Genomic DNA, 21,209 nt, shown 5'->3' on the forward strand with positions numbered 1-21,209 from the left:
CGCCGCAAATCCACACGAAATGTCCCTTAAGCCCGAAAATTGTCACTTAACCCCATCACTTCCAAACCGGCTTAAGTGACAAAAAGCCATCGCTAAAGTCCCGATTTGAGTCCCAGGACGTGCGCCTTAAGAGAAATAACTAAAGCCCCTACCAGTGTTTCTCCTGGTAGGGGCTTGGAAGTTGGTAGCGGGGGCAGGATTCGAACCTACGACCTCTGGGTTATGAGCCCAGCGAGCTACCGAGCTGCTCCACCCCGCGTCGAGATGTACTTCCAAACATCAAGCGCTCTGCACACTGTCCCGTGTGCCGGCGACGGATGTAACTATACAGACACCATGGCGCCTACCCAAATCCCCTGGGCAGGCGCCATTTCATAGGTAAGGCGCCGGGCTGTTGTACCGGCGCCTATCCAGACTTACTGAGACTGCAGCGAGCGGTAGTCCTCTACTGCCTTATCGAGCTCGTCCAGGGCCTTGCCGTACTCCTCAAAGGAACCGTTCTTAGCCTTGTCCACGCCGTCGAGAGCCTTGTTGATAGCGTCGATAGCCTCACCTTCGCTAGATGCCTTCGGAGCGGAGGCCGGTGCAGAAGCATCGGAGTCCTTAGCGTCTTCCGCATCCTTCTTCTCGCTATCGGTGGATTGCTCGTCCTTCTCCGTCTGCTTGCCGGAGTCACCTTCGATTTCGGTGATGTCCTGGGCAGCCTTCGGGTCGATGCCCACCTGCTCCAGGGCCTCACCAATCGTCGGGGCATAGCCCACGCGGCCCTTATAGGAGACCAACACACGCAGCAGCTTCGGGAAGGCAGACTCCTGGCCCTTGCGCTGCGAGTAGATCGGCTCCAAGTAGAGGATCTCTCCCCCACCCACCGGCAGGGCCAGCAGGTTGCCGTTCTTTAGATCATTCGAGCCCTGCCACAGCGTGCGGTCACGAGCCACCTGGTCAGAAGACATCATGGCGTCCTGCGCCTGCTTCGGACCTTGGGTCTGGGTATTCGTCGGCAGCACACGCACGGTGATATCACCGTAGGTATCCGGGTCGGAGGACACCGCCATGTGTGCAGAAAGGAACTGACGGTTCAGACCGCGGTAGGAGGTGATGAGCTGGAAGCTCGGCTTGTTGGTCTCCGGGTCGGAAGCCAGCACGTAGTACGGCGGCTGGTTCAAGCCCTGGGACTCACCAGCGGTCGGATCCTCCGGTACGGACCAGAAGGCATCGTTGTTGAAGAAGACGCCCGGGTCATCCACGTGGTACTTGGCCAGCAGGTTGCGCTGCACCTTGAACATGTCCTCCGGGTAGCGCAGGTGCTGGCGCAGCTCGTCGGAGATTTCAACCTCTGGCTTCACAACCCCCGGGAACACACCCTCCCATGCCTTGAGCACGGGGTCTTCGGTGTCAAACTCGTAGAGATCGACGGTGCCATCGTAGGCGTCGACAGTCGCCTTGACCGAGTTACGGATATAGCCCACCTGGTCATTGACCAAGCGCTGCGTCGTGCCCGTCGGGTTCTGCGCGTCCTGGGTGGTCTCCGTCAGGGAGGTGCGCTGCGAATACGGCAGGGAATCCAGGGTGGTGTAGCCGTCAACGATCCACTTGATGCGGCCATCGATAACCGCCGGGTAGGTGGAGGAATCCGTCGTCAGCCAGGGAGCAACCTTCTCCACGCGCTCGCGCGGGTCGCGGTCATAGAGCAGCTTGGACTCCGGCCCCACGCGGTCCGAGAGCAGGAAGTTGAGTTCCTGGTACTTCAGCGCAAAGGCAGTGCGGTCAACAATGTTGCCGATGTCGACGCCACCCTTACCGTCATAGGTGTAGGTAGAGGTATCGGTGTCATACTCGACGGCCTCATCACCGGTCTTGCCCACGATGGCGTAGTCCATTCCATCCTGGGCGCTAGCGATCACCGGGCCGAAATAGGTTCGCGGCTGGTCCACCTTGATACCGAGGGATTCTTCAGCATTCTGGGTTTCGCCCTCCCCTTCGGCGTCCTTACCCGCCTGGGTCTGCAAGTCAGCCACCGTGAAGATGGGGAAACCACCACGGGCCGAACCGGCATCACGAGCCACCTCATCGACGGTGTTGGCCTGCGCCGCGATGAAGCCGTTGCCGTGGGTGTACACGGTGTGGCGGTTGATCCAGTTCTGCTGGTTTTCTTGCAGCTCATTCGGATCCAGCTCGCGGGCAGCAACCACGAAGTCACGCAGCTCGCCATCGATTTCGTAGCGGTCCATCGCGAGGGTCTCTGGGAAGCCGTAGAAGTTCTTCAGCTGCTGCATCTGAGTAAACGTCGGCGCCAAGATGTCCGGGTCCAGCAGGCGCAGGTTGGAAATGGTGGAGTCATCCGAGGCGACCTTGTCATCGGCGACGTCGTCGGCACCCCAATTCTCCTCGTAGGTCACCTTGTCATCGGTGAGGCCATAGGCAAAACGGGTGGACTCGATGTTGCGTGAGATGGACTCCGCTTCTTTAGCCTGACGGTTCGGGTTCACGGAGAAGCGCTCCATGATGAGCGGCCAGCCCTGGCCAATGACCAAGGAAGACAGCACCATGAGAACTACGGCCAGGCCCGGAATTCGCAGGTCCTTAATCACCACGGCAGAGAAGATCGCCACGGCCACGAACACGCCGATGATCATGAGGATGATCTTTGCCGGCAGGTAGGCATTGATATCCGTGTAGGAACCACCCGTAAACAGCGAGTGCTGGTTGTACAGCAACTCGTAACGCCCGAGCCAGTAACCGGCCACTTGGAGCAGCATCCAGATTCCGCCAGTCACGGCCAGCTGAGTGCGCGCCGACTTCGACAAGGAACCACGGACACCGGCGGCGCGGTTACCTAAACGAATGCCGCCGAGGATGTAATGCCCCACCAGTGCGATAAGGAAGCACACAGCGACCAGCATGGAGAAAGCATTGACCAACATCGACCACACCGGCAAGCGGAAGGCGTAGAAGCCGAGATCGTGGTTGAACTGCGGGTCCGTCACCCCAAAGTCATGAGAATTGAGGAAGAGCATGACGGTGCGCCAATTTGCCTGCCCCAACAGGCCAGAGACAACGCCAACGAGGACCGGGATGACCTTGAGGAAGACACTCATCGTGCTCTCAATGGACTTGCGGTACTGATAAACGGGGGAATTGAAATCCGCCATGTCCATCGAATCGCCGCGCCCCCGCCACACAATCAGGCCCGCTACGTAGGTAACAGCCGCTGCCACGAGGCCGAAGAGGACGAAGAGCACAATGCGCGTGATCAGGGTCTTGGTGAAGACCCCGCGGTACTCAATCGCGCCGAACCACTTCCAATCCGTATAGAAGCCCACCAACATGGGGCCAATGAACAAGAGGACCGCGATGATGGCGACAACCCATGAGAGAAATTTGGGCGGACGTTTCATCGGGGCGGTGGGTCGGTTGAGTCCGGAAGCCAACTCCAGCTCCAATCAAGTGTCGTGCGAATATAGAGGTATCAAGCTTCTAGTCTAGAGAAGCACTATGACCGTCAACGAACAAGGACGCTTATGAGTTCCCAACCTTCCTCCCAGCCCGCTGTACACCGCGCGCTCAACAAGGCCATGCGCGAAGCCGTGGACTTCATCCACGCCGAGGGCTGGGATGCGCCTCCTACCCTTTTTGCTCTCGTCCCCACTGAGCTGGTGGCCGCACAGCTCGGTGACGTCGACGACTCCTCTCCCCTCACGCTCGTGGTGCAAGAGTTGCCGGAAGGCATCGAGCCGGGTTCCGAACACCTCGCGGACTACGTCTCCCGCTTGGCCTGGCCACAGGAGATCGCCGGCGTCATTCTGGCACAGGAGATCATGTTCAAGGACACCTCGGACGCCGCGCTTGGCGACGCCCGCCCCGCCCGCCTCTTCTCCGGAGTCCTGCGAGCCACCGCCCTGGACGGAAGCTCCACAGCCGATTCGGAGAGTATTGACGACGATGGCGCCGAGCTCACGCTTTTGCAGCTACGCCCCACCGAGGAAGAACTGGCGGAGGCCGGCCCCTTCGCGGAGGACGATATCCAACTGCGTGGCGGACCGAATGTGGCGCCTGGGGTCATCGCTGCGCTGCGCTACGGGTTGGAGCAAGATCCGGAGGAAATGCTCTAATCGACTAAACTCAGACTGCAGTGGCCATTAGCGCTCAGCTCTCGGGGCTGGGCACGCAATTGATAGAGGAGTCTCTCGTGCGCTTGACATCCCGCTTCACCGCCGCAGCTTCGGCCGTGCTTGCCACCGGCTGCCTGCTCTCCGCATGTGGGAAGGACGATGCCCCCTCCCCTGAACCAGCGCCTGCGAGCGAAGCAACCACCGCCGCCGCGGAGAAGACCAGCGCGCCGGCCCCGGCCACCTCTGCCGAGGACTCCGAGACGACTTCTCCTGCCACCTCCGAGTCCGAAGGCCACTCGGAGGCGGAGGATGAATCCTCGGCTGCCGGAAGCTCCGCTGCTCGGAAGGACAAAGAAAAGAACGCCAGCGAGCCCGCTGAGCCCAGCGGCAAGTTCACCGACTCTGTGGAGCAGGCTTATGAGATCTTTGGCGGCCTCGTCCCAGAGGAGATCTTCGCGCAATTCGACCGCTGCGATCCCAACGGCGTGACGGATTCCTTCAACTGCTCCGGCTCCGAGGTGGGACAGTTCCAGTTCTTCAAGTCCAAGACCAAGGCTTCCCAAACCACCCAGGTGCTCACCGAGCTGCGCAGCTCCCGCGTCATCGAGGACAGCGGCAACCGCGTCGTGGGCTGGTCCATGCTGGGCAACACGGCCATCCTCACCGTCGTTGACAACGATGAGGGCCTCATCATGCAGCAGATGATCTCCACGGACCAGGACGATCCGGAGGAGCGCCTCAAGGAGCTCGGCCTGGTCTAGGGCCGCAACTTCCTTAAGGTCTAGCCTTCACAGGTCTCGACGGGCTTGCCCTCTGAGAAGTTGTGCATGGCCTCGATGGCATCGTCCAGCGTGTGAACCTTGGCCACCACCATGTCCCCCGTATCGCGGCTTACTGCCTCCGCGCAATTATCGGCTGGGGCGAGGAAAAGCTCGGCGCCCGCCTCCTTCGCTGCGCTTACCTTATGTACAATGCCACCGATGGGGCCGACCTCGCCGTCCTCACCAATAGTGCCGGTGCCGGCGACAAAGCGGCCGCCGGTGAGATCCTCGCTAGAGAGCTTGTCAATCACCGCCAAGGTAAACATCATGCCGGCCGAGGGGCCGCCAATGTCCTGCAGGTTATAATCCACCGTGATGTCCTCGGTGGGCACCGAGGTCATAAGGATGCCTAGCAGGGCCACGTCCTCCTGCTCGGGATGGGAGCCGAGGGGCACGCGGACAGTCTTATCCTCGCCCTTGCGAACGATGCCTAGCTCCACCTCATCGCCGGGCTTAAGAGCGCGGATCTTCTCCTGTACCTGGCCAGGCTCCGTGACCTTGTCGCCGTTGACGGCGGTGATGATGTCGGCGTCGTCAAGCGCACCTGCTGCGGGGCCGTCGTCGAGGACTTGTGCGACCTCGATCCGCACGGGCTTGTCCAGATAGTCCATGGCGGCGACCGTGGCCGCTGACTCGGACTGGGTAAAGGCCTGTTGATTTGCCTCCTGGACTTCCTTATCTGTCTTACCCTGCGGGATGACGTTCTCGATGGGGACAATGGTGTCATCCGTCAACAGCCACCGGCCCAGGGCCTGGGCCAGCGTCATGTTGGTGCGCACAGAGACCGTCGTCATGTTGAGATGCCCCTGCGGCTGAAACGTTTCCGGGGCTTCGACGTTAACGACAGGCTCCCCTTCCACCTCGCCCAAGGTATCCACGGTAGGCCCCGGTCCTTCGGCGGCGTACGGCACCGACAGGGTGATATCGGTGCCGGGGATGTGGTCGACGCTGAGCAGGGCTCCCGTCAACACCACCGGAATGGCTCCCCACGTGAGGGTGGACAGGCGGCGGGCTCGGGGGTTCTGCGGGGTTTTCACGGAGGATCAGCCTACAGCCTTAGGCTGCCTGTTCGCTCTCAGCGTTGCCGTGGTCCTAGAATCCGCGCTAGGAAACCTAGTAGATTAGGGCCCATGAGCAACGGATTCGGTTTTTCCTTCCCCAATAACGACGATGACGATGATAACGATCGTCGCGACCAGAACCCGTTCGGCGCCTTCGGCTTCAGCGCGGGCAACGGTGGCCTAGGAGACCTGTTGAATCAGTTCGGCCAGATGCTGTCCGGCATGGGTTCCTCCATGAACTCCCCGGAGGGTGCTGGCCCGGTCAACTATGACTTGGCCAAGCGCATCGCGCACCAGCAGATCTCCCGCGATAAAGAGGTCAGCGAGCAAGACCGCACCGCTGTGCAAGAAGCCGTGCGGCTGGCAGAACTGTGGCTGGATGATGCCACGATTCTGCCCACCGCGTCCGGCACCGTGACCGCGTGGAATTCCGCGCAGTGGCTGGATGAGACGCTGCCGATGTGGCAGCGCATGGTCACTCCGGTAGCCGAACACATGAATTCCGCGCAGTTGGAATCCCTACCGGAGGAGGCCCGCGAGATGATGGGCCCGATGACCTCGATGATGAACTCGATGTCTGGCATGAACTTCGGGATGAAGCTCGGCCACGCCCTCGGTGACCTGGCTGCGCAGGCGCTGACCGGTTCCGACTTCGGCTTGCCTGTCTCCCCCGCAGGCACCACCGCACTCTTGCCGCACAATATCCAGGCCATCGCGCGCGATCTCAACGTTCCGGGCCAGGAAGTACTCGTCTACATCGGCGCCCGTGAGGCCGCCCGCCAGCGCCTGTTCAAGCACGTGCCGTGGTTGGTCGAGCGCCTCGTCTCCTCCGTTGAGGAATACGCCATGGGCTTGGTCATCGACACCTCCCATATCGAGGAAGCTACCCGCGAGCTCAACCTGGAATCCGGTGACCCGCAGGCCATCCAGGACGCGATGAACAAGCTGCAGGGCATGGACCTGTCCCCACGGATCACCTCGCGCAACGCGGGAGCCGCTTCCCGCCTGGAGACCCTCCTAGCGCTCGTCGAGGGCTGGGTTGAACACGTGGTGACCGAGGCCCTGGGAGAGCGCATCCCGTCCACAAAGGCAATGACTGAGGCATGGGCGCACCGCCGCTCCACTGGCGGCTCCGCGGAGAAGGCCTTCTCCCAGGTCGTCGGCATCGAACTCAACGCCCCGAAGGTGGAGGCCGCCGCTGAGCTGTGGCGCCGCGCCACCGTCGCGGTGGGCGCCGATAAGCGCGATTCCGCCTGGGACCATCCGGATCTTCTGCCCACGGCCGAGCACTTGGAGAACCCGGCTTCCTTCATCGACGGGTTGCTCGATGACAATCCTGATGAGGGCTTTGAGGCAGAATTCTCCAAGTTGGAGGAGATGCTCCGCCAGCAGGATGCCGGGGACGATGCCAGCGATAGCGCTGGTGAGGGCGCAGACGCCGACGGCGACGAGGACAAAAAGGACGGGCCGGAGGAAGAGAACTAGCGGAAACGCTGGTAGGCCTCGAGGTACCCCTTCGCGCGTTCTGCTTTGGGGGCGCGGTCGGCCCACTCCCAAAAGTCCGGGCCATGGCCCGGAATGAAGGTGTGCGTCAGCTCGTGGATGATGACCGCATCGAGCACATAGTCGGGGACGTCCTGCAGCCGGTCAGAAATCCGAATATCTCCCGTTGAGGTAGTGCAACTGCCCCAGCGGGATTTTTGGTTGCTGACCCACCGAATGGATCCCACCGTGGCGCGGTCGTCCAAAAAGCGAGTGTTCAACGTGCGTGCGCGGGCGGCGAGAGAGGCATCGGAGCGCTGCGACGAGGTGTGCTTCTTGCGCACCTTCGCCACGATCTCATCCACTGCTTTCTGTTCTTCTGCTGACGACATCCAGGCAGGAATGCGCACCTCGAGGACACCTTCAACAACGCGGGCTTGGACGGTGCGACGGCGCCGGGCGGAGCGAATGACACGGACCTCGGGGTTGTTCGACATGACAGGGCATTCTACCTGTGGTGCAATGATGGCTAAGCACAGCTGGGGTGGGTCATCAACGGGGAGGAAACCATGTCTGCACAGACGTATATGCTGGCGCCGGAAACCACAATCCTGGAGCGCGAGCCCGGGATGCTCCAGTGTGGGATGGATGCCACGCGCGTCGGCGTGTTCGAGGCCCACCCACAACTGGCACGCCTGCTCAATCGGTTGCGCACCCCGCTGACCCGGCAGACCATTGAAAAATCCATCGAAAATACCGGCACCAGCCCGTCTGCTGCCCGCAGCCTGGTTGATGATCTGATCAGTTACCGCGTTCTGTGGCCAGCGCCCCAGCCGCAGCGCGTGGCCGTGCTGGGTACGTCGGCCCTCGCTAACGAGCTACGCGACGTCCTCCTGAACGATTCCTTCCAGCCCCGCTCCCCTCTCCACAGCGAAACACCCTCCGAGTACATCGCGAACGTGGCCGGGCACCTGCCGATTGTCGCCGTCGACATGCTGGACGGCGCGACGGAATGGGCACAAGCCCTGCACAAATCCTCGGCGACGTGGCTACCGGTATCGATGCTGGATGCCCGCGGCATCATCGGTCCGGTCCGCGTAGCCGGCGCGGGGCCTTGCCCACTGTGCGCGCATCTGCACCGCATCGATGCGGACGAGCAGTGGCACGAGGTGGCGCGCCGCGCCGCCGCGGTAGAACCGCCGGGGGATCCGATCGTGCGCACCGCAATAGTGATGCATGCTGTGGTCACCATCCGCCGCCTTTTGGGAAGGCCCGCCCCGCCCGGGGCTCCCGGCGGCAAGCCGTTAGCCGGGGAGCTTAAGGAGATAGACCCCTACGGGATCGAGCAACACCGGCTGTTGATGGAGCACCCACGCTGTACGTTCTGCGCCGGTGCCTAACCCCGGGTAGAGGCGATGATCTGCAACACCTCCGCGCCGTAGCGCTCCAGCTTGGAGGGGCCTACCCCGGAGATGTCGAGCAACTCGGCCTCGCTGGCGGGAAGCGCCTCCGAGATGGCTTGCAGGGTGGCATCGGAAAACACGACGTAGGCAGGAACCTGGGAGTCCTTAGCAACGGACGCGCGCCAGGCGCGCAGCGCGTTGAAGACATCCTCATCGCCCTCATATTCGCACCACTCGTGGCGCCCCAGAACCTTTTCGGCGGGACTGCTGAGCTGGCCCGAGCACACGCGGCAGCGGCGCGGGCGATAGCGACGGTTCGATGACTGGCTCTCCTCGATTCCCGGCACCACGCCGTCAAGGAAGCGAGTTCGCTCACGCGAAGCCCGCGAACCGGTCGTCTTGGCTAACGCCCACGACAAAGCCAGGTGCTCGCGCGCACGGGTAATGCCGACATAGAACAGCCGGCGCTCCTCCTCCACGTGCTCATCGCCGGCCTTGATGGCGTGGTTAATGGGCAAGAGTTTTTCGGTGAGGCCAACGAGGAAGACCGCATCCCACTCCAAGCCCTTGGCAGCGTGGATGGTCGCTAGGGTCACGCCCTCCATCGTGGGGTTGTGCTTGTTTTCGGATCGGCGGTGCAGCTCCCCCAGCACGCCAGGCAGGTCGATCCCTTCGTGGTCCTCCACGATCTGCGCGATGAGATCCACCAACGCCGTGAGCGACTGCCAGCGCTCACGCGCCTGCGCGCCCTGCGGCTCCGTGGCGGACAGCCCCAGCTCCACGAAGGCCGCACGTGCCACGGCCACAGGATCATTCGGCAGATCATCACGGCGCGTGGCAGCGATGAGCACGCGGATGGCCTCCAAGATCTCTGGGCGGCGGAAGAATCCCTCGCCGCCGCGGACTTGGTAGACCACTCCGGCGTCGGCAAGCGCCTGCTCAAACTGCTCTGATTGCGCGTTGATGCGGTAGAGAATTGCGATTTCGGAAGCCTTCACGCCCTGGTTGAGCAAAGTCAGAACCTGGCCCGCGACCTCCTTGGCTTCGATCTCCTCAGACTCATAGGCCTTAAAAGTGGGCTCGGGGCCAGGCTCGCGCATACCTTGCAGCTCCAGGCGGGTCCCCGCCGCGCGGCCCGTGGCCTTCGAGATGACCTCGTTGGCCAAATCCGTCACCTGCGGAGTGGAGCGGTAATCTCGCTGCAGCTTTACCACCGTGGCCTGCGGATACGTGCGGGAAAAATTCAGCAGGTACTCCGGGGAAGCTCCGTTGAAGGAATAAATGGTCTGGTTAGCATCGCCCACGACCGTCAGGTCATCGCGCTCCCCCAGCCAGGCCTCCAGCACGCGCTGTTGCAGCGGCGTCACGTCTTGGTACTCATCGACGACAAAGGTGCGGTACTGCTCACGGAAGACCTCCGCCACCGCAGGTACGTTCTCGATGGCGCCCGCGATGTGCATGAGCAAATCATCGAAATCAAGGTACATGAGATCCGGGGTGGCCTTCATGTCCTCGTAGCGGCGGAAGACCTCTGCCACCTTGGCCGGATCCCCCGGTGCTTCGCGGTCCGTGGACTCGATGACGCCGGGATAGCCCTCGGGGCTAATCAACGAAGACTTCGCCCATTCGATTTCCCCCAGGAAGTCACGGATGGTGTCCTTGTTATTGTCCAGACCGAGCGAACGCACCGCACGTGCAACCAGGCTGAACTTATTATCGATGAGCTGCCACGGCAGATCCCCGGCGACCTGCGGCCAGAAGTACTTCAGTTGGCGGCGCGCCGCGGCGTGGAAGGTTTGAGCCTGCACTCCCCCGACACCCATCTGGTTGAGACGCTCGCGCATTTCACTCGCGGCACGAGAGGTAAAAGTGACGGCCAGAACACGCTGCGGGTTGACGAAGCCCTGATCCACCATGTGGGCGATGCGATAGGTGATCGTGCGAGTTTTGCCCGTTCCGGCACCGGCCAGGATGCAGACCGGGCCGCGCGGCGCCGTGGCGGCGGCCCGTTGGTCTTCATCGAGCAGGGACAGATCCGGTCTCATCACCGTGGAACCACTCCATAATCATCGTGTGTGCAATTGAGCCCTGGCGGGCAATGGTCATTGTTGGAAGCTCGGCGCGGGACACCCACCGCACCTCAGCGAGCTCGTCGTCAGTATCGCACACGGGCTGGACATCCTCCGTGACCGCGGAAAAGCCCACCATCAACGAACCGCTCGGCGGCCACGGCTGTGAACCCCAGTACTTGACTGACTCCACGCGGCGGCCGGTCTCTTCCAGTGCCTCCCGGATCATCGCTTCTTCGAGGGTCTCACCGGGATCCACATAGCCGGCAATCAAGGAGAAGAAGTTAGGACGGTGGCGGTTACGAGCCAACAGGATTTGGTCCGAGTCTGCGTGACGGATAATACCGATGACGGCGGGATCAAGGCGTGGGAAGACGAGGCGCTCGCCGTCGCGCCCCACCGCCCCGGGCGCAGGATAAGACAGCTCGCGGCCGCTGCGCGGATCAAAGCGCGCTTCCCGACGGTTACGGATCAGGTGCAGGGCTTTGAGGATGTCGCGCTGACCGTTAAAGAAGGTGGCATCACGCAGCGAGCCGAGCCGCTCGGCGGCCTCGGTGCCCAGTAGGAAAGCATGGATGGCCCCGGCCGTGACCACGATGTCCCCCGCCGGCTCAGCCAGAAAGACCGGCTGGCCCTGTGGCGTAACCGGGACGCGGCCGGTCTCGGTGACAGGAAGGAACATTAGTTGCCTTCGTCCTCGTCTTCATCGGAATCTTCCGCGGCCTGCTGCATCTCGTGCTTGATGTAGAGCAGGCGGTCACCGGGCTTGAGCGCGTACGCATCTGCCGTGTCGACGCGGTGCAGCTCGTTGTTGCGCAAGACGGCCAGGACAATGTCAGCGAGGTGGCGCGGGTTGGAGCCCACCTCGAATTCGCGCACCGCGCGCTCCGCCACGGAGAAACCCTCATTTGGTGAGAGGAGATCCTCCATCATCTCCACCACGGTTGGCGTTACGGTAGCGAGGCCCAGGAGGCGGCCGGCCGTCTCCGCCGAGGTCACCACCGAATCAGCGCCGGATTGAAGGAGAAGGTGGCGGTTTTCAGATTCACGCACAGACGCGACCACCTTGGCCTTAGGGTTAAGCTCGCGCACGGACAACGTACACAGCACCGCGGTATCGTCCGTGGACGGAGTCACCACTACGGAGGATGCATGCTGCGCGCCGGCGATGCGCAGGACGTCCTGCTTGGTTCCGGAGCCATAGATGGTGACGAGGCCGTGGTGCTCGGCACTGGCCAAGGCTGCACGGTTGTTATCAACAACAACGATCTGGGAGGCGGGGACGTCGTCGGCGATCAGCGCGGCGACCGCACCGGCGCCCTTGGTGCCATAGCCGATGACGACGGTGTGGTTACGCAATTGCTTTCTCCAATTCTGGATTTCAAACGTGCGACGGGCTCGATCCGTCAGAACCGACAAGGTAGCACCGACCAACAAAACAAGGAAGAGCAGGCGGGCCGGGGTAACGATAATAAGGTTAATGAAGCGCGCGGTGGGAGTCACAGGGACAATATCGCCGTAGCCCACAGTGGTCAGCGACACCGCCGAGTAATAAGCCGCATCCAAGAAAGACAAATCCTCGCTATACCCGTCACCGTCGAAAAAGACGATGATGGTGACAAAGACCATCAGCCCCATGGCCCATATCACGCGGCGCGCCAGTTGCTTCCACGGGCTGGTGCTTTGCGTGCGCGGAATCGTGATGACATCGAGCAACGCGTGGTCAGGCTGCGAGGTCAGCTCAACCTGCGATAAAAAACGCGACGTAATGCGTTTTCTTAAGTGCTTGGGCACGAAGCGCCAACCTCCCTAGATGATGCGGATTTCCTCGTGAGACTACCTTAGACTCAACCCTGGTGGCGTGGAAACTGCAGAGCTTAAAAGCTCAGCCAGCCGTGCTCCAGTGGGCAAGTCATCCGGCTCCAAAAGGTAGTTCTCATGCACATAGAAGAACGCCGCGCGGACGGTCTCCACGCCGTGAATACGCCGCCATGCCTCCGCATACACGGCGAGCTGAATCTGCGCCGAGTTCAGTGCAGCGCCCTGCGGGCGGCGGCCAGTCTTCCAGTCCACGATGAGCCAGGAACCATCCGGTTGTTGGAAGACCGCGTCCATGCGGCCGCGGACGACCGAGTCCCCAATGGTGATCTCAAAAGGCGCTTCCACATAGGCAGGTGTGCGCTGCGCCCACTCCGAATCTAGGAAAGACTCTTTGAGTGATTCCAGGTCGTGGTCCGGCTCATCGTGGGAGCCGGGCAGCTCGTCCTCCCCCAGCAAGGCGGGCGCCCCAAACCGATCCTCCAGCCAGGCGTGGAAGGCGGTGCCGCGCTTGGCATAGGAGTTAGGTTTGAAGGGAATGGGGCGGCGCTGGCGGCGGGCAAACTGAGTGGGATCCGCTGACATCGCCACCATGTCGGAGGCTGTCAACTCGCCAGGCAGCTCCACATCGACCACCGGGGCTTGGAGGGCTTTGTGTTCCTCGATGAGCGCGCTCGCCTCCTGCTCCCAGAGTCCAAAGACCTCGCCATCGCGCAGCGGTGGCAGGTTCTCCATTGCCGCGCGCACCGCGTCTGCGGCCTTGAGCGCTTCCGGTTGCGGGGTTAGTGCAGGGAAGGAGGCCTCCGTAACAGAACGCTCTTCGTCTTCCACGGGGTTCTCGGGGACCTCCCAGTGGACGACGAGCTCTGGGTGCTTATCCGCCAGCAGTTGCAGGTAGGAATACGGGCCCTTCTTGCTCTTGCCCTTCGCCTTATTGGTTCCGGAGCCAGTCACCGTCAGGGTGGACTCGGTGCGGGTCATTGCCACGTAGAACAGGCGGGCTGCTTCCTCTGCTTGGAACTCGCGGTTTTGTTCCTTGAAAGCCTCACACGCCTTGTCGAAGTCGGAGCGTGTCACCGCGTCCTCGGGGACATCGATGACATCCTCATCACCCGGTGCTTTTTCGATCTTGGTCAGGAAAGTCTCCGCCTGCGCCTTATAGCTTGTGGAATCCGCGTGTGCCACGCAGAGGTGTTCCCATTCCAAGCCCTTAGCCTTGTGCACCGTCATGATGTGGACGCGGTTGCGCACGAGCGGGACCTCTCCCAACTCAAGGCCGTCTTCCTTCTCCTTAGCCAGCTCAAGATAGTCCAGGAGCCCGGCTAGGCCCTCCCCGTGGAAACCAGCGACGACGTCGGCGAAGGCGTCGAGGTGTGTTGCCCCGCCTGGCTTCCCGGAGGCTAAGACCTCGGTACGCAGACCAAAGAGCAACTCAATATCGGCGACAATGTCGTTGAGCGACTTTCCCAGGGAATAGGTGCGGAGGTAGCGCAGCTTGGAGGAAACCTCTTCCATGCGCTCTAGGCCTTCGGCACTGTAGCGCTCGCGTTCGCCGAGGTCTGCGAGGGCGTCGGCAAGCCCCAGCACCTGGTCAGGCCCCTCTGCGGTGATGCCCTCGATTTGGGTAGCCAGGTGCTCCAGGGGATCACCGCCCTCCCAGCGTGTGCGCCCCTCCGCAGCACCGGCAAGGTTGCGCTGACGCGAATGCAGCGCCTGGATGTCGGCGATACCTAGGCCGCACATCGGCCCGGTCAGCACGCGCAGCGCCGCCGCGGTGTCCTGCGGACGCACCAGCAAGGTGGCCACCGCTACGAGGTCTTGGATCTCCGGCTGCCAGAGCAGCCCGCCGAGACCAAAGATTTCGTTGGGGACCCCGGCCTTGTCCAGGGCCGCGGCGATCAACGGCGACTGTTTATTGGTGCGCACGAGTACTGCGGCGCTGAAGTCCTCACCCTCCGGCGTGGACTCATAGAGCTGACGCAGGTGCTCTGCGATGAAGTCTCGTTCCTCATCTTCGGAGGCGAAATAGCCCAGCTCTACCGTGCCTGCCGGCGCGGTGGGCTTCGGCGATAGCTCATCCACCGGCCGCTCGCCCGGGCTTTCGGAGAAGAGCTTCGAGGCCACGTCATTGGCCATTCCCAGCACCGTCGAGGGGTTGCGCCAGGAGGTGGTCAGCTGGTCTTTGGGCGCCGGGGTGCCGTCAGCCTGCGGGAAGTCCGTGACGAAGGCCTCGAGGTTTTCCGCCGTCGCCCCGCGCCAGCCATAGATGGACTGCATGGGGTCACCGACCGCGGTAACCGAGAGCCCCTCGCGCTTACCACCGAAGAGGGAACGCAGCAGGATGCGCTGCGCGTGGGAAGTGTCCTGGTACTCATCCAGCATGACCACGCGATACCGCGCGCTTTGTTGCTCGCCCAAGAGGGGGAAGTTTTTGGCCAGGGTGGCAGCGATGGACATCTGCTCGCCGAAGGTGATGACGCCCCGCTCCGCCTGTTCCTTCTTCAGTGCTTCCACCAAGGGCAGGTACTCCAGGCGCAGGCGTTGGGTATCCAGGTATCCCTGCAGCTTTTGGCTGTACTCACTGCTGGTCCTCTTGCTCTTCTCTAGGTCCTCAGCGGTCTTGCGGAAGATGTCCTCGTGCTCATACAGATCATGGGGATCCTTGAGCTCCCCGTCCATGGTCTCTGCCAGTTTGAGCAAGGTGGCGGTGACCGTGGCCACGGCATTATCGGTGCTCAGCGAGCCCGTGTAGTTGCTGACGACCTCGTGGGCGATGGCATAGCGCTCCGCCTCAGTGATAATGCGGGCATTCGGCTCCACCGGCATGAGCAAGCCATACTCGCGGACCAGATCACCCGCGTAGGAGTCATAGGTGGAGACGTTAGGCGCGATATTCTCCACTGCCTCTGCCGCTGGGCTGCCCGGAGCAAGGATTCCTGAGGAGCGCAGGGTCAGCAACTGGCGGCGGATGCGCTGCTCCAGCTGCTGGGCTGCCTTGCGGGTAAAGGTCAGGCCCAGGACTTGCTCGGGCCGCACCAACCCGTTTGCGACCAGCGACACCACGCGCGAGGCCATCGTCTCCGTCTTACCAGCGCCCGCGCCGGCCACGACAAGTTTCGGCCCGAGTGGACCGTCGATGACTGCGGCTTGCTCTGCGGTGGGAGGAAAAGGCTTCCCCAGCGCACTGGCCAGCTCTTCAGGACTGAAGTGTTGGGTGGTGTTCTTAGGCATCGGTCACCAGAGCTCCTTCATTCATCACAGGGCAAATAGGGCGGATCGGGCACCGATCACAATCGGCGTTTTCACGCGCGGTCAGCCCCGGTCCGCGCAGCTCGGCCACGAGTGCAGGTAGCGCCTGCGCAAATTCCTCGAGTTCCTCCGGGGGCTTGGTCGCTTGTTCCCGGGTGGACACGGAGGCAGCGCTGGATCGCGGGTACACCAGCACGCCGCCGCCACGCGGCAGGCCGGCACCGGTCCGGATGGATACAGACTGAGGCTCGCCGTCAGAGTCCGCTGGTGCCGTGACGAGTTCACCGTGTGCCAGGGCCAGCTGATACGTCATGAGCTGGGTATTGTCCTGGGCGCTGGCCTTCGAGGGAACCGTTGTTCCGGTCTTGAGATCCACTACCACATAGTCCTCACCGGCCTTCGCCAGCCGGTCGATGAACCCACGAATGGTGACATCGAGGCCGATGTCCACGGTGACGGGAACCTCAACGCCGACGGGTTCGAGTGACGTCGAGCTCGAGAGCACCCAGCTGTGGGTGCGGTCGATAAGGCGCTCAAAGTCCGCGCGCTCAGCCTCGCGGCGCCACGCGGGGCCATCAAGCAGCGCGGCGAAGGCATCAACCACGAGCTGCTTCGCAGGCTCAGCGGCAGCTCCCCGGCCCAGCGCCTCCAGGAAAGCATGCGCCAAATTTCCCCGCAGAAGGTTGATATCCGCTGAGTCATCCTCGACGAGCTGCCCGAGCACCGCATTGAGCGGACACGTGAGCAGGGCATCGACCCGGGACGGCGACACGGTACTGGAACCATGCAGAGGCAGCTCCGAGGCGATGCCGCGGGCGGCCCACCACTGATCCGGGTGCGCCCCCGGAACCCCAGCCTCGGCCAGACGGGCCAACTGCCGCACCGCTTGGGAGCGCTCGGCCTCACCCGTCTCCGGATCGGTAGCGCAACGCCGCAGCTGCGCCACGAAGGCGGGAACCGAGAGCACGGAGACGTCAAGGGGATCGAGCTCTTCCTCCCCACTAGCCGCACTGGGCAACGTCACTGGATTCGGTTCCGGAACCTCGAGGCCCAGCTCGCGTGGCCAGGCCTGGCGCGCCAGCCGCTTACCTGCTTCCCGGCGCGCTTGTGCTCCTGGGACATCGACACCGCGGGCGGACAGGAACTCATCGATGAAGCGCGACGGCTCCTCGGCCACATCGCTCTCCGGCGAATCCACCGCGAGGACGAGCAGGCGGCATCGGTGACGCGTGGTGGCCACGTGGAAGAGCCGGCGCTCCTCCGCCAAGCGCCCCGACACGTGGCTGACTGGGGTGCCGGGTGTGATGCCGCGATCTAGGAGATCGATGAGGTCCTCTTGCCCGAAGAGAGAGCCGGTCTCCCCTACCGACGGCCACGTTCCTTCCTGAACGCCCGCCACGATGACGGTGTCCCACTCACGGCCCACCGCGCCGTGCGCGGTGAGGATCTCTACCGCATCAGGCAGCGCCGAGCGACGATCCCGCACGCCGGTGGGCAATTCTTGCTCCGTGATGTGCAGGATGAAGGACTCTAGGGAGGCCGCCGGGCGGCGCTCGGCATAGTCACCGGCGGCATCGAACAGCGCCATCATGGCATCCAGGTCTCGGTCCGCCTGCGAACCCGCGGCACCGCCGCGCAAGGCTGCCGCCTGCAGGCGCGTGTCCAAACCGGTGGCCTGCCACACCTCCCAGAGGACTTCCTCAACAGCAGCGCCTTGCTGCAAGGCCGCACGCCCGGCCGACAGCACCCCGCGAATGCGGGCCAGGATCGCTTCTTCGCGCTCAGTCAGGAGGTTGTTGAAGTCCGGCAACTCACCATCCAGCAGCTCTCGCAGCGTGTCCATACCGCGCTGCTCCGGCTTCCAACGGCGCAGGCCGCGAATGAGCCTCCGCAGCGTGACTGGGTCCGCACCGCCGACAGGACCGGTAATCAGGTCCTCGAGCTCCACGGGCTCAAGCTCATTCTCCAAAGCACGTAGAGCCAGAAGCACCGCCTTGACCAAGCGCTGTTCCGCCAGCACCACGTCCGTGGGGTTGATGTGCACCGGCACGCCAGCAGACAGCAGCGTGCGCCGGGCGGGGCCGATATCCCCAGTAGAGCGCACGATGACAGCGATATCACGCCAGTCCACACCATCCTCGAGGTGCCGGCGGCGAACCGTGTTGGCCAGGACATCGCGCAAGGTGCCACGGGACTCCACGACGCTCACGCAGGCCGGGGAGGGAGTGCGGTGCGTCGAGTCTAAGCACAGCTCGTTCTCCGCCTCCCACGTGGTGAGGAATTCCGAATTAGCACCACGGAAAGCAAAGACCGCTTGGTCGGGGTCACCACCAATCACGGTGAGGCGGGCGGTCTTCGCCAACTCCGCGATCAGCTGGCCGGAGGTCGGATCGAGCAACTGGGCGTCATCGACCACGATGGTGTGCCACGGGTGCTCGCGCAGCAGCTCTGGGCGCAAAAGCACCTGGCTGACCAGTTCTGCCGCGGAATAGGAATGCGAAACCGCCAGCGCCTGAGTCCGCTCATATTCGCGCAGGAACTCGCCGGCAGCAGTCCACATGGGCCGAGCATGGCGCTCCCCGAGCTCCTCGAGCTCTGTCGGGCCCAGCCCCCGTTCGATGGCACGCAACAACAAGTCACGCAACTGGCGCGCAAAACCCACGTACTCCAGGGCCGGCCGCATCTCCTCCGGCCACGCACCCCTGCCATCCGCAGCATGGCCTTGGAGCAGCTCGCGGATGACCGCATCCTGCTCTGCGCCGGTAATCAGGCGCAGCTCCTCCTCGCTGCTCTGGCGCAGCAGGGCAAAGGCCAAAGAGTGCACCGAGCGCACCATCGATGTTTGCGCCGCATAATCATCGAGGTTTTCTGCCAATTCCCGGCGCAGCAGCGAACCCGATTCCTTGGACGGGGCGACGACGAGGATGCCGGAGGCATCGGCCCCGGCGTTGAGCTGGCCCAAGACCACGTCGATCAGCAGGCTCGATACTCCGGACCCGGCCGCGCCGAGCACCCGCCACGTGCCCTCCGTGGGCACCGGTACACCCCATGTGCGCGACGTGGCCCGGCGGTTCCGGGGAACAAGGCGGACATCCGGCGAGGGAGGAAGCGTGACGCCGGAACGTGTGGGGGATTCGCTGCTGTACTTCACGCCCTACAGTCTGTCAGATGCCGCGGACACAAGGGCCTCTTCGACCCTTTCTATGTTCGAACGCACGGTCGCCTTGGAGCGCGGGTGCAGGATATTGACGTAACGGCGATACGCCACCGCACGCAGCAAGAGCTGCTGTATTCCGGGCACCGACGCAAAGCGGGTGCAAATATCACCATCGACCGCCCCCGCGATCAGACCATCCACCATGACTATCGCTGCAGTCCAGCCCGCCGGACGCGGAGCGGCAGAAGGCACGATATCAATCAACGCCGGCGGATTGGCCCCGGAAAAAATGGTGGTTCCCAGAAGATCCATGTGAGCGGTGACCAACGGGAGGTGCGCAAGCTCAGCATCAGAATAGGCCTCGCCGCTCTCCTCCCACGCGGCCCGCTCCGCCCGCGCAAACACGTCCTCGCGCCGGTCCATGGTGGGCAGCGGGGCCACATCGAGGGCGTCATCAAGGCGAAGCGCCAACTGCACGGTTTCATCGATGCGCCCTCGCAACTGACCGTCCACGAATTGCGTGGCCTTCCACCCAGCGGCTGTGTAGCGCCCATCGGCGGTCAGAACCGGGCGGGCGATACGCGCTCCCGGCACGCTGAGTTTCTCGCGTACCTTAGCGGACCAACCAGTCCACGGCCGCGCCTCGGCAAAGACGATATCCCCGACGCGAATCCCGTTATCCCAGGCAGACCCCACGAGCTCTCCCTGCGTTCGGCGCGGGTGAAACTCGGCGTTGAAGGCGGCAAGAACGGGCTCAGGTGGCAGTGGCATGGGGGAAATAGTCCTTAAATTTCGAGCGGCTTACTCGGGCTTGGCGTGATCAGAATTAGCCGGATTCGGGTAGGGCCACGGGTTCGGCTCGCAGGTGACGTCCTCGTCCGGATACACCTCGTTTGGTTCCTTCTCAAAGAGCTTCCCGTTGTTGAGGCTCAGCGTCTGCTGCATCATGACGGGCGCGAGCTTACCCTCGCCACCACAGGGCTGGTGGGCCGCGTAACCAATGGCGTGGCCGAACTCATGGTTGATCAGGTACTGGCGGTAGTTGCCCAAATCCCCCTCAAACGGTGCAGCGCCCCGCACCCAGCGAGACTCGTTGAGGTTGACCGCGGATTCACCGGTAATCGTCGTGTGACACGAGGTTTCCGATTCCAGCTGTGCACCGCACAGCTTTGCGGTGGTCCCCAGCGAGGTCAGACGGATGTGCGTATCTGGGTTGTCATCGGCCTTGACGTGGATGAATTCGAAGTCTCCGTTGGCGGTCCACCCGCGAGGGTCGGACAGGGTGGCGTCGACCAGAGCGACCACCGCAGCATCCCCACCGTAGGCGGAGGTGTCCACGCCATTTTCGATCTCCACGGAAAAACGGATGGTCTGTTTTCCACCCTTGCCCGCGTGCATGGTGGAAGGGCCGGCATCGCGGTAGGTTTCATCACCTTGCTCCGTGAAGGCACCGCCGGCGGGCAAGCCATCCTTGGCAGCAGCGACCGCACTGGCGTTGGCAGGATCCGGCCCCTTGGGCAGGGACGGGGTTGCGGTAGCGCTGCTTGTCGACGTCTCCCCTGCCGCCGTCACGTCCGCCTCCTGAGCTGGGGAGCGGAAAACGTCAACGAGCACCCACACGGTGATGACGACCATGACGGGGATCGCCACCACGCGCCACCAGCCATACTCGCGAGCGAAACGCTCCACCGCTGAAAGGCGCTGTGGGTGCTGTCCAAGATCCGCGGGATTCTCCATGGCCATTTAGGCTACCCGCTGAGACGGCGCGCGCGTACTTAGCCCGCGAAACCGACGGTGTGGGCGCGTGCAGTGCCGATTTCTACGTAGACGACTCGCTCGGTGCGCACAATGTAGGAGCGGCCCTTGGTGTCCTTCAATTCGAGGGTGGAGTTCTCCGCCAAGGCATTGTTAATGGTCTGGGTCAGTTCTTCGCGCTCGCCTTCGGCATGAATAACCAGTTCGCGGGCGGTATCGGCAAAACCAAACTTGATGTCCATGTGGTGTGTCTCCCTTAGATCGTTGTCATTAATCGGTGCC

15 protein-coding genes and 1 tRNA gene are annotated in these 21,209 nt (G+C 62.9%); 4 read left to right on the top strand and 12 right to left on the bottom strand.

Going from position 1 to position 21,209, the window contains the following annotated elements; genetic code table 11:
• Positions 1-182: 182 nt before the first annotated feature.
• Together HMPREF2526_RS00495 and HMPREF2526_RS00500 are read right to left on the bottom strand one after the other, a co-directional pair.
• A tRNA-Met gene (locus tag HMPREF2526_RS00495) sits at positions 183-259 on the bottom strand.
• 157 nt (positions 260-416) lie between these two features.
• On the bottom strand, positions 417-3,398 hold the full coding sequence (locus HMPREF2526_RS00500) for a UPF0182 family protein (RefSeq protein ID WP_070545361.1): 2,982 nt from the start codon (positions 3,396-3,398) through the stop codon (positions 417-419).
• A 123-nt stretch (positions 3,399-3,521) separates the two neighbouring features.
• Between HMPREF2526_RS00500 and HMPREF2526_RS00505 the strand changes: the two genes are divergently transcribed.
• Both HMPREF2526_RS00505 and HMPREF2526_RS00510 read left to right on the top strand, forming a co-directional pair.
• The gene (locus HMPREF2526_RS00505; RefSeq protein ID WP_070545176.1) at positions 3,522-4,112 is read left to right on the top strand and encodes a PPA1309 family protein; all 591 of its coding nucleotides are present in this window, start codon (positions 3,522-3,524) and stop codon (positions 4,110-4,112) included.
• Positions 4,113-4,189: 77 nt separating this feature from the next.
• The gene (locus HMPREF2526_RS00510; protein WP_070545362.1) at positions 4,190-4,873 is read left to right on the top strand and encodes a beta-N-acetylglucosaminidase; all 684 of its coding nucleotides are present in this window, start codon (positions 4,190-4,192) and stop codon (positions 4,871-4,873) included.
• A 20-nt stretch (positions 4,874-4,893) separates the two neighbouring features.
• On the opposite strand, the gene HMPREF2526_RS00515 is transcribed toward HMPREF2526_RS00510, so the two are convergent.
• Positions 4,894-5,970: a YlbL family protein gene (locus HMPREF2526_RS00515; RefSeq protein WP_070545178.1), complete on the bottom strand. Its 1,077-nt coding sequence runs from the start codon at positions 5,968-5,970 to the stop codon at positions 4,894-4,896.
• 93 nt (positions 5,971-6,063) lie between these two features.
• Between HMPREF2526_RS00515 and HMPREF2526_RS00520 the strand changes: the two genes are divergently transcribed.
• Positions 6,064-7,479: a zinc-dependent metalloprotease gene (locus HMPREF2526_RS00520; protein WP_070545179.1), complete on the top strand. Its 1,416-nt coding sequence runs from the start codon at positions 6,064-6,066 to the stop codon at positions 7,477-7,479.
• Here HMPREF2526_RS00520 and HMPREF2526_RS00525 read toward each other — a convergent pair.
• A complete protein-coding gene (locus HMPREF2526_RS00525; protein ID WP_070545181.1) occupies positions 7,476-7,973 on the bottom strand; it encodes a M48 metallopeptidase family protein in 498 nt (165 codons plus the stop codon). The genes HMPREF2526_RS00520 and HMPREF2526_RS00525 overlap by 4 nt on opposite strands.
• 72 nt (positions 7,974-8,045) lie before the next feature.
• On the opposite strand from HMPREF2526_RS00525, the gene HMPREF2526_RS00530 reads away from it, so the two are divergent.
• Positions 8,046-8,876, top strand: a complete 831-nt coding sequence (locus HMPREF2526_RS00530; protein WP_070512163.1) for a hypothetical protein — start codon at positions 8,046-8,048, stop codon at positions 8,874-8,876.
• Here HMPREF2526_RS00530 and HMPREF2526_RS00535 read toward each other — a convergent pair.
• Genes HMPREF2526_RS00535 through HMPREF2526_RS00570 form a run of 8 tightly spaced genes read right to left on the bottom strand, consistent with a single transcriptional unit; the run spans position 8,873 to position 21,169 of the window.
• On the bottom strand, positions 8,873-10,924 hold the full coding sequence (locus HMPREF2526_RS00535) for an ATP-dependent DNA helicase UvrD2 (RefSeq protein ID WP_158397690.1): 2,052 nt from the start codon (positions 10,922-10,924) through the stop codon (positions 8,873-8,875). The genes HMPREF2526_RS00530 and HMPREF2526_RS00535 overlap by 4 nt on opposite strands.
• Positions 10,896-11,630 carry an NAD(+) diphosphatase gene (locus HMPREF2526_RS00540; RefSeq protein ID WP_046647468.1) on the bottom strand — a complete coding sequence of 245 codons (735 nt, stop codon included), beginning with the start codon at positions 11,628-11,630 and terminating at the stop codon, positions 10,896-10,898. The genes HMPREF2526_RS00535 and HMPREF2526_RS00540 overlap by 29 nt, the downstream gene beginning before the upstream one ends.
• The gene (locus HMPREF2526_RS00545; RefSeq protein WP_049156104.1) at positions 11,630-12,742 is read right to left on the bottom strand and encodes a potassium channel family protein; all 1,113 of its coding nucleotides are present in this window, start codon (positions 12,740-12,742) and stop codon (positions 11,630-11,632) included. The genes HMPREF2526_RS00540 and HMPREF2526_RS00545 overlap by 1 nt, the downstream gene beginning before the upstream one ends.
• A gap of 42 nt (positions 12,743-12,784) precedes the next feature.
• Positions 12,785-15,997, bottom strand: a complete 3,213-nt coding sequence (locus HMPREF2526_RS00550; RefSeq protein ID WP_070545183.1) for an ATP-dependent helicase — start codon at positions 15,995-15,997, stop codon at positions 12,785-12,787.
• Positions 15,990-19,166, bottom strand: coding sequence for an ATP-dependent DNA helicase (locus HMPREF2526_RS00555; RefSeq protein ID WP_246819832.1), 3,177 nt, complete (start codon positions 19,164-19,166; stop codon positions 15,990-15,992). Before HMPREF2526_RS00555 ends, HMPREF2526_RS00550 begins: the two co-directional genes overlap by 8 nt.
• 3 nt (positions 19,167-19,169) lie before the next feature.
• Positions 19,170-19,943, bottom strand: coding sequence for a hypothetical protein (locus HMPREF2526_RS00560; protein ID WP_049156097.1), 774 nt, complete (start codon positions 19,941-19,943; stop codon positions 19,170-19,172).
• Between the two features lie 30 nt (positions 19,944-19,973).
• A complete protein-coding gene (locus HMPREF2526_RS00565) occupies positions 19,974-20,915 on the bottom strand; it encodes a DUF3152 domain-containing protein (RefSeq protein ID WP_049156095.1) in 942 nt (313 codons plus the stop codon).
• 32 nt (positions 20,916-20,947) lie between these two features.
• Complete coding sequence (locus HMPREF2526_RS00570; RefSeq protein WP_046647465.1) at positions 20,948-21,169, bottom strand: DUF3107 domain-containing protein; 222 nt, start codon at positions 21,167-21,169, stop codon at positions 20,948-20,950.
• Between the last annotated feature and the right edge of the window lie 40 nt (positions 21,170-21,209).

The organism is Corynebacterium sp. HMSC070E08 (assembly GCF_001808895.1).
GTDB lineage: Bacteria > Actinomycetota > Actinomycetes > Mycobacteriales > Mycobacteriaceae > Corynebacterium > Corynebacterium hiratae.

Excerpts from the sequence above, each read along its gene's own strand:
- HMPREF2526_RS00550 (WP_070545183.1), bottom strand. The coding sequence starts at position 15,997 with ATGCCTAAGAACACCACCCAACACTTCAGTCCTGAAGAGCTGGCCAGT.
- HMPREF2526_RS00500 (WP_070545361.1), bottom strand. The coding sequence starts at position 3,398 with ATGAAACGTCCGCCCAAATTTCTCTCATGGGTTGTCGCCATCATCGCG.
- HMPREF2526_RS00570 (WP_046647465.1), bottom strand. The coding sequence starts at position 21,169 with ATGGACATCAAGTTTGGTTTTGCCGATACCGCCCGCGAACTGGTTATT.
- HMPREF2526_RS00520 (WP_070545179.1), top strand. The coding sequence starts at position 6,064 with ATGAGCAACGGATTCGGTTTTTCCTTCCCCAATAACGACGATGACGAT.
- HMPREF2526_RS00540 (WP_046647468.1), bottom strand. The coding sequence starts at position 11,630 with ATGTTCCTTCCTGTCACCGAGACCGGCCGCGTCCCGGTTACGCCACAG.
- HMPREF2526_RS00560 (WP_049156097.1), bottom strand. The coding sequence starts at position 19,943 with ATGCCACTGCCACCTGAGCCCGTTCTTGCCGCCTTCAACGCCGAGTTT.
- HMPREF2526_RS00505 (WP_070545176.1), top strand. The coding sequence starts at position 3,522 with ATGAGTTCCCAACCTTCCTCCCAGCCCGCTGTACACCGCGCGCTCAAC.
- HMPREF2526_RS00535 (WP_158397690.1), bottom strand. The coding sequence starts at position 10,924 with ATGAGACCGGATCTGTCCCTGCTCGATGAAGACCAACGGGCCGCCGCC.
- HMPREF2526_RS00530 (WP_070512163.1), top strand. The coding sequence starts at position 8,046 with ATGTCTGCACAGACGTATATGCTGGCGCCGGAAACCACAATCCTGGAG.
- HMPREF2526_RS00565 (WP_049156095.1), bottom strand. The coding sequence starts at position 20,915 with ATGGCCATGGAGAATCCCGCGGATCTTGGACAGCACCCACAGCGCCTT.
- HMPREF2526_RS00525 (WP_070545181.1), bottom strand. The coding sequence starts at position 7,973 with ATGTCGAACAACCCCGAGGTCCGTGTCATTCGCTCCGCCCGGCGCCGT.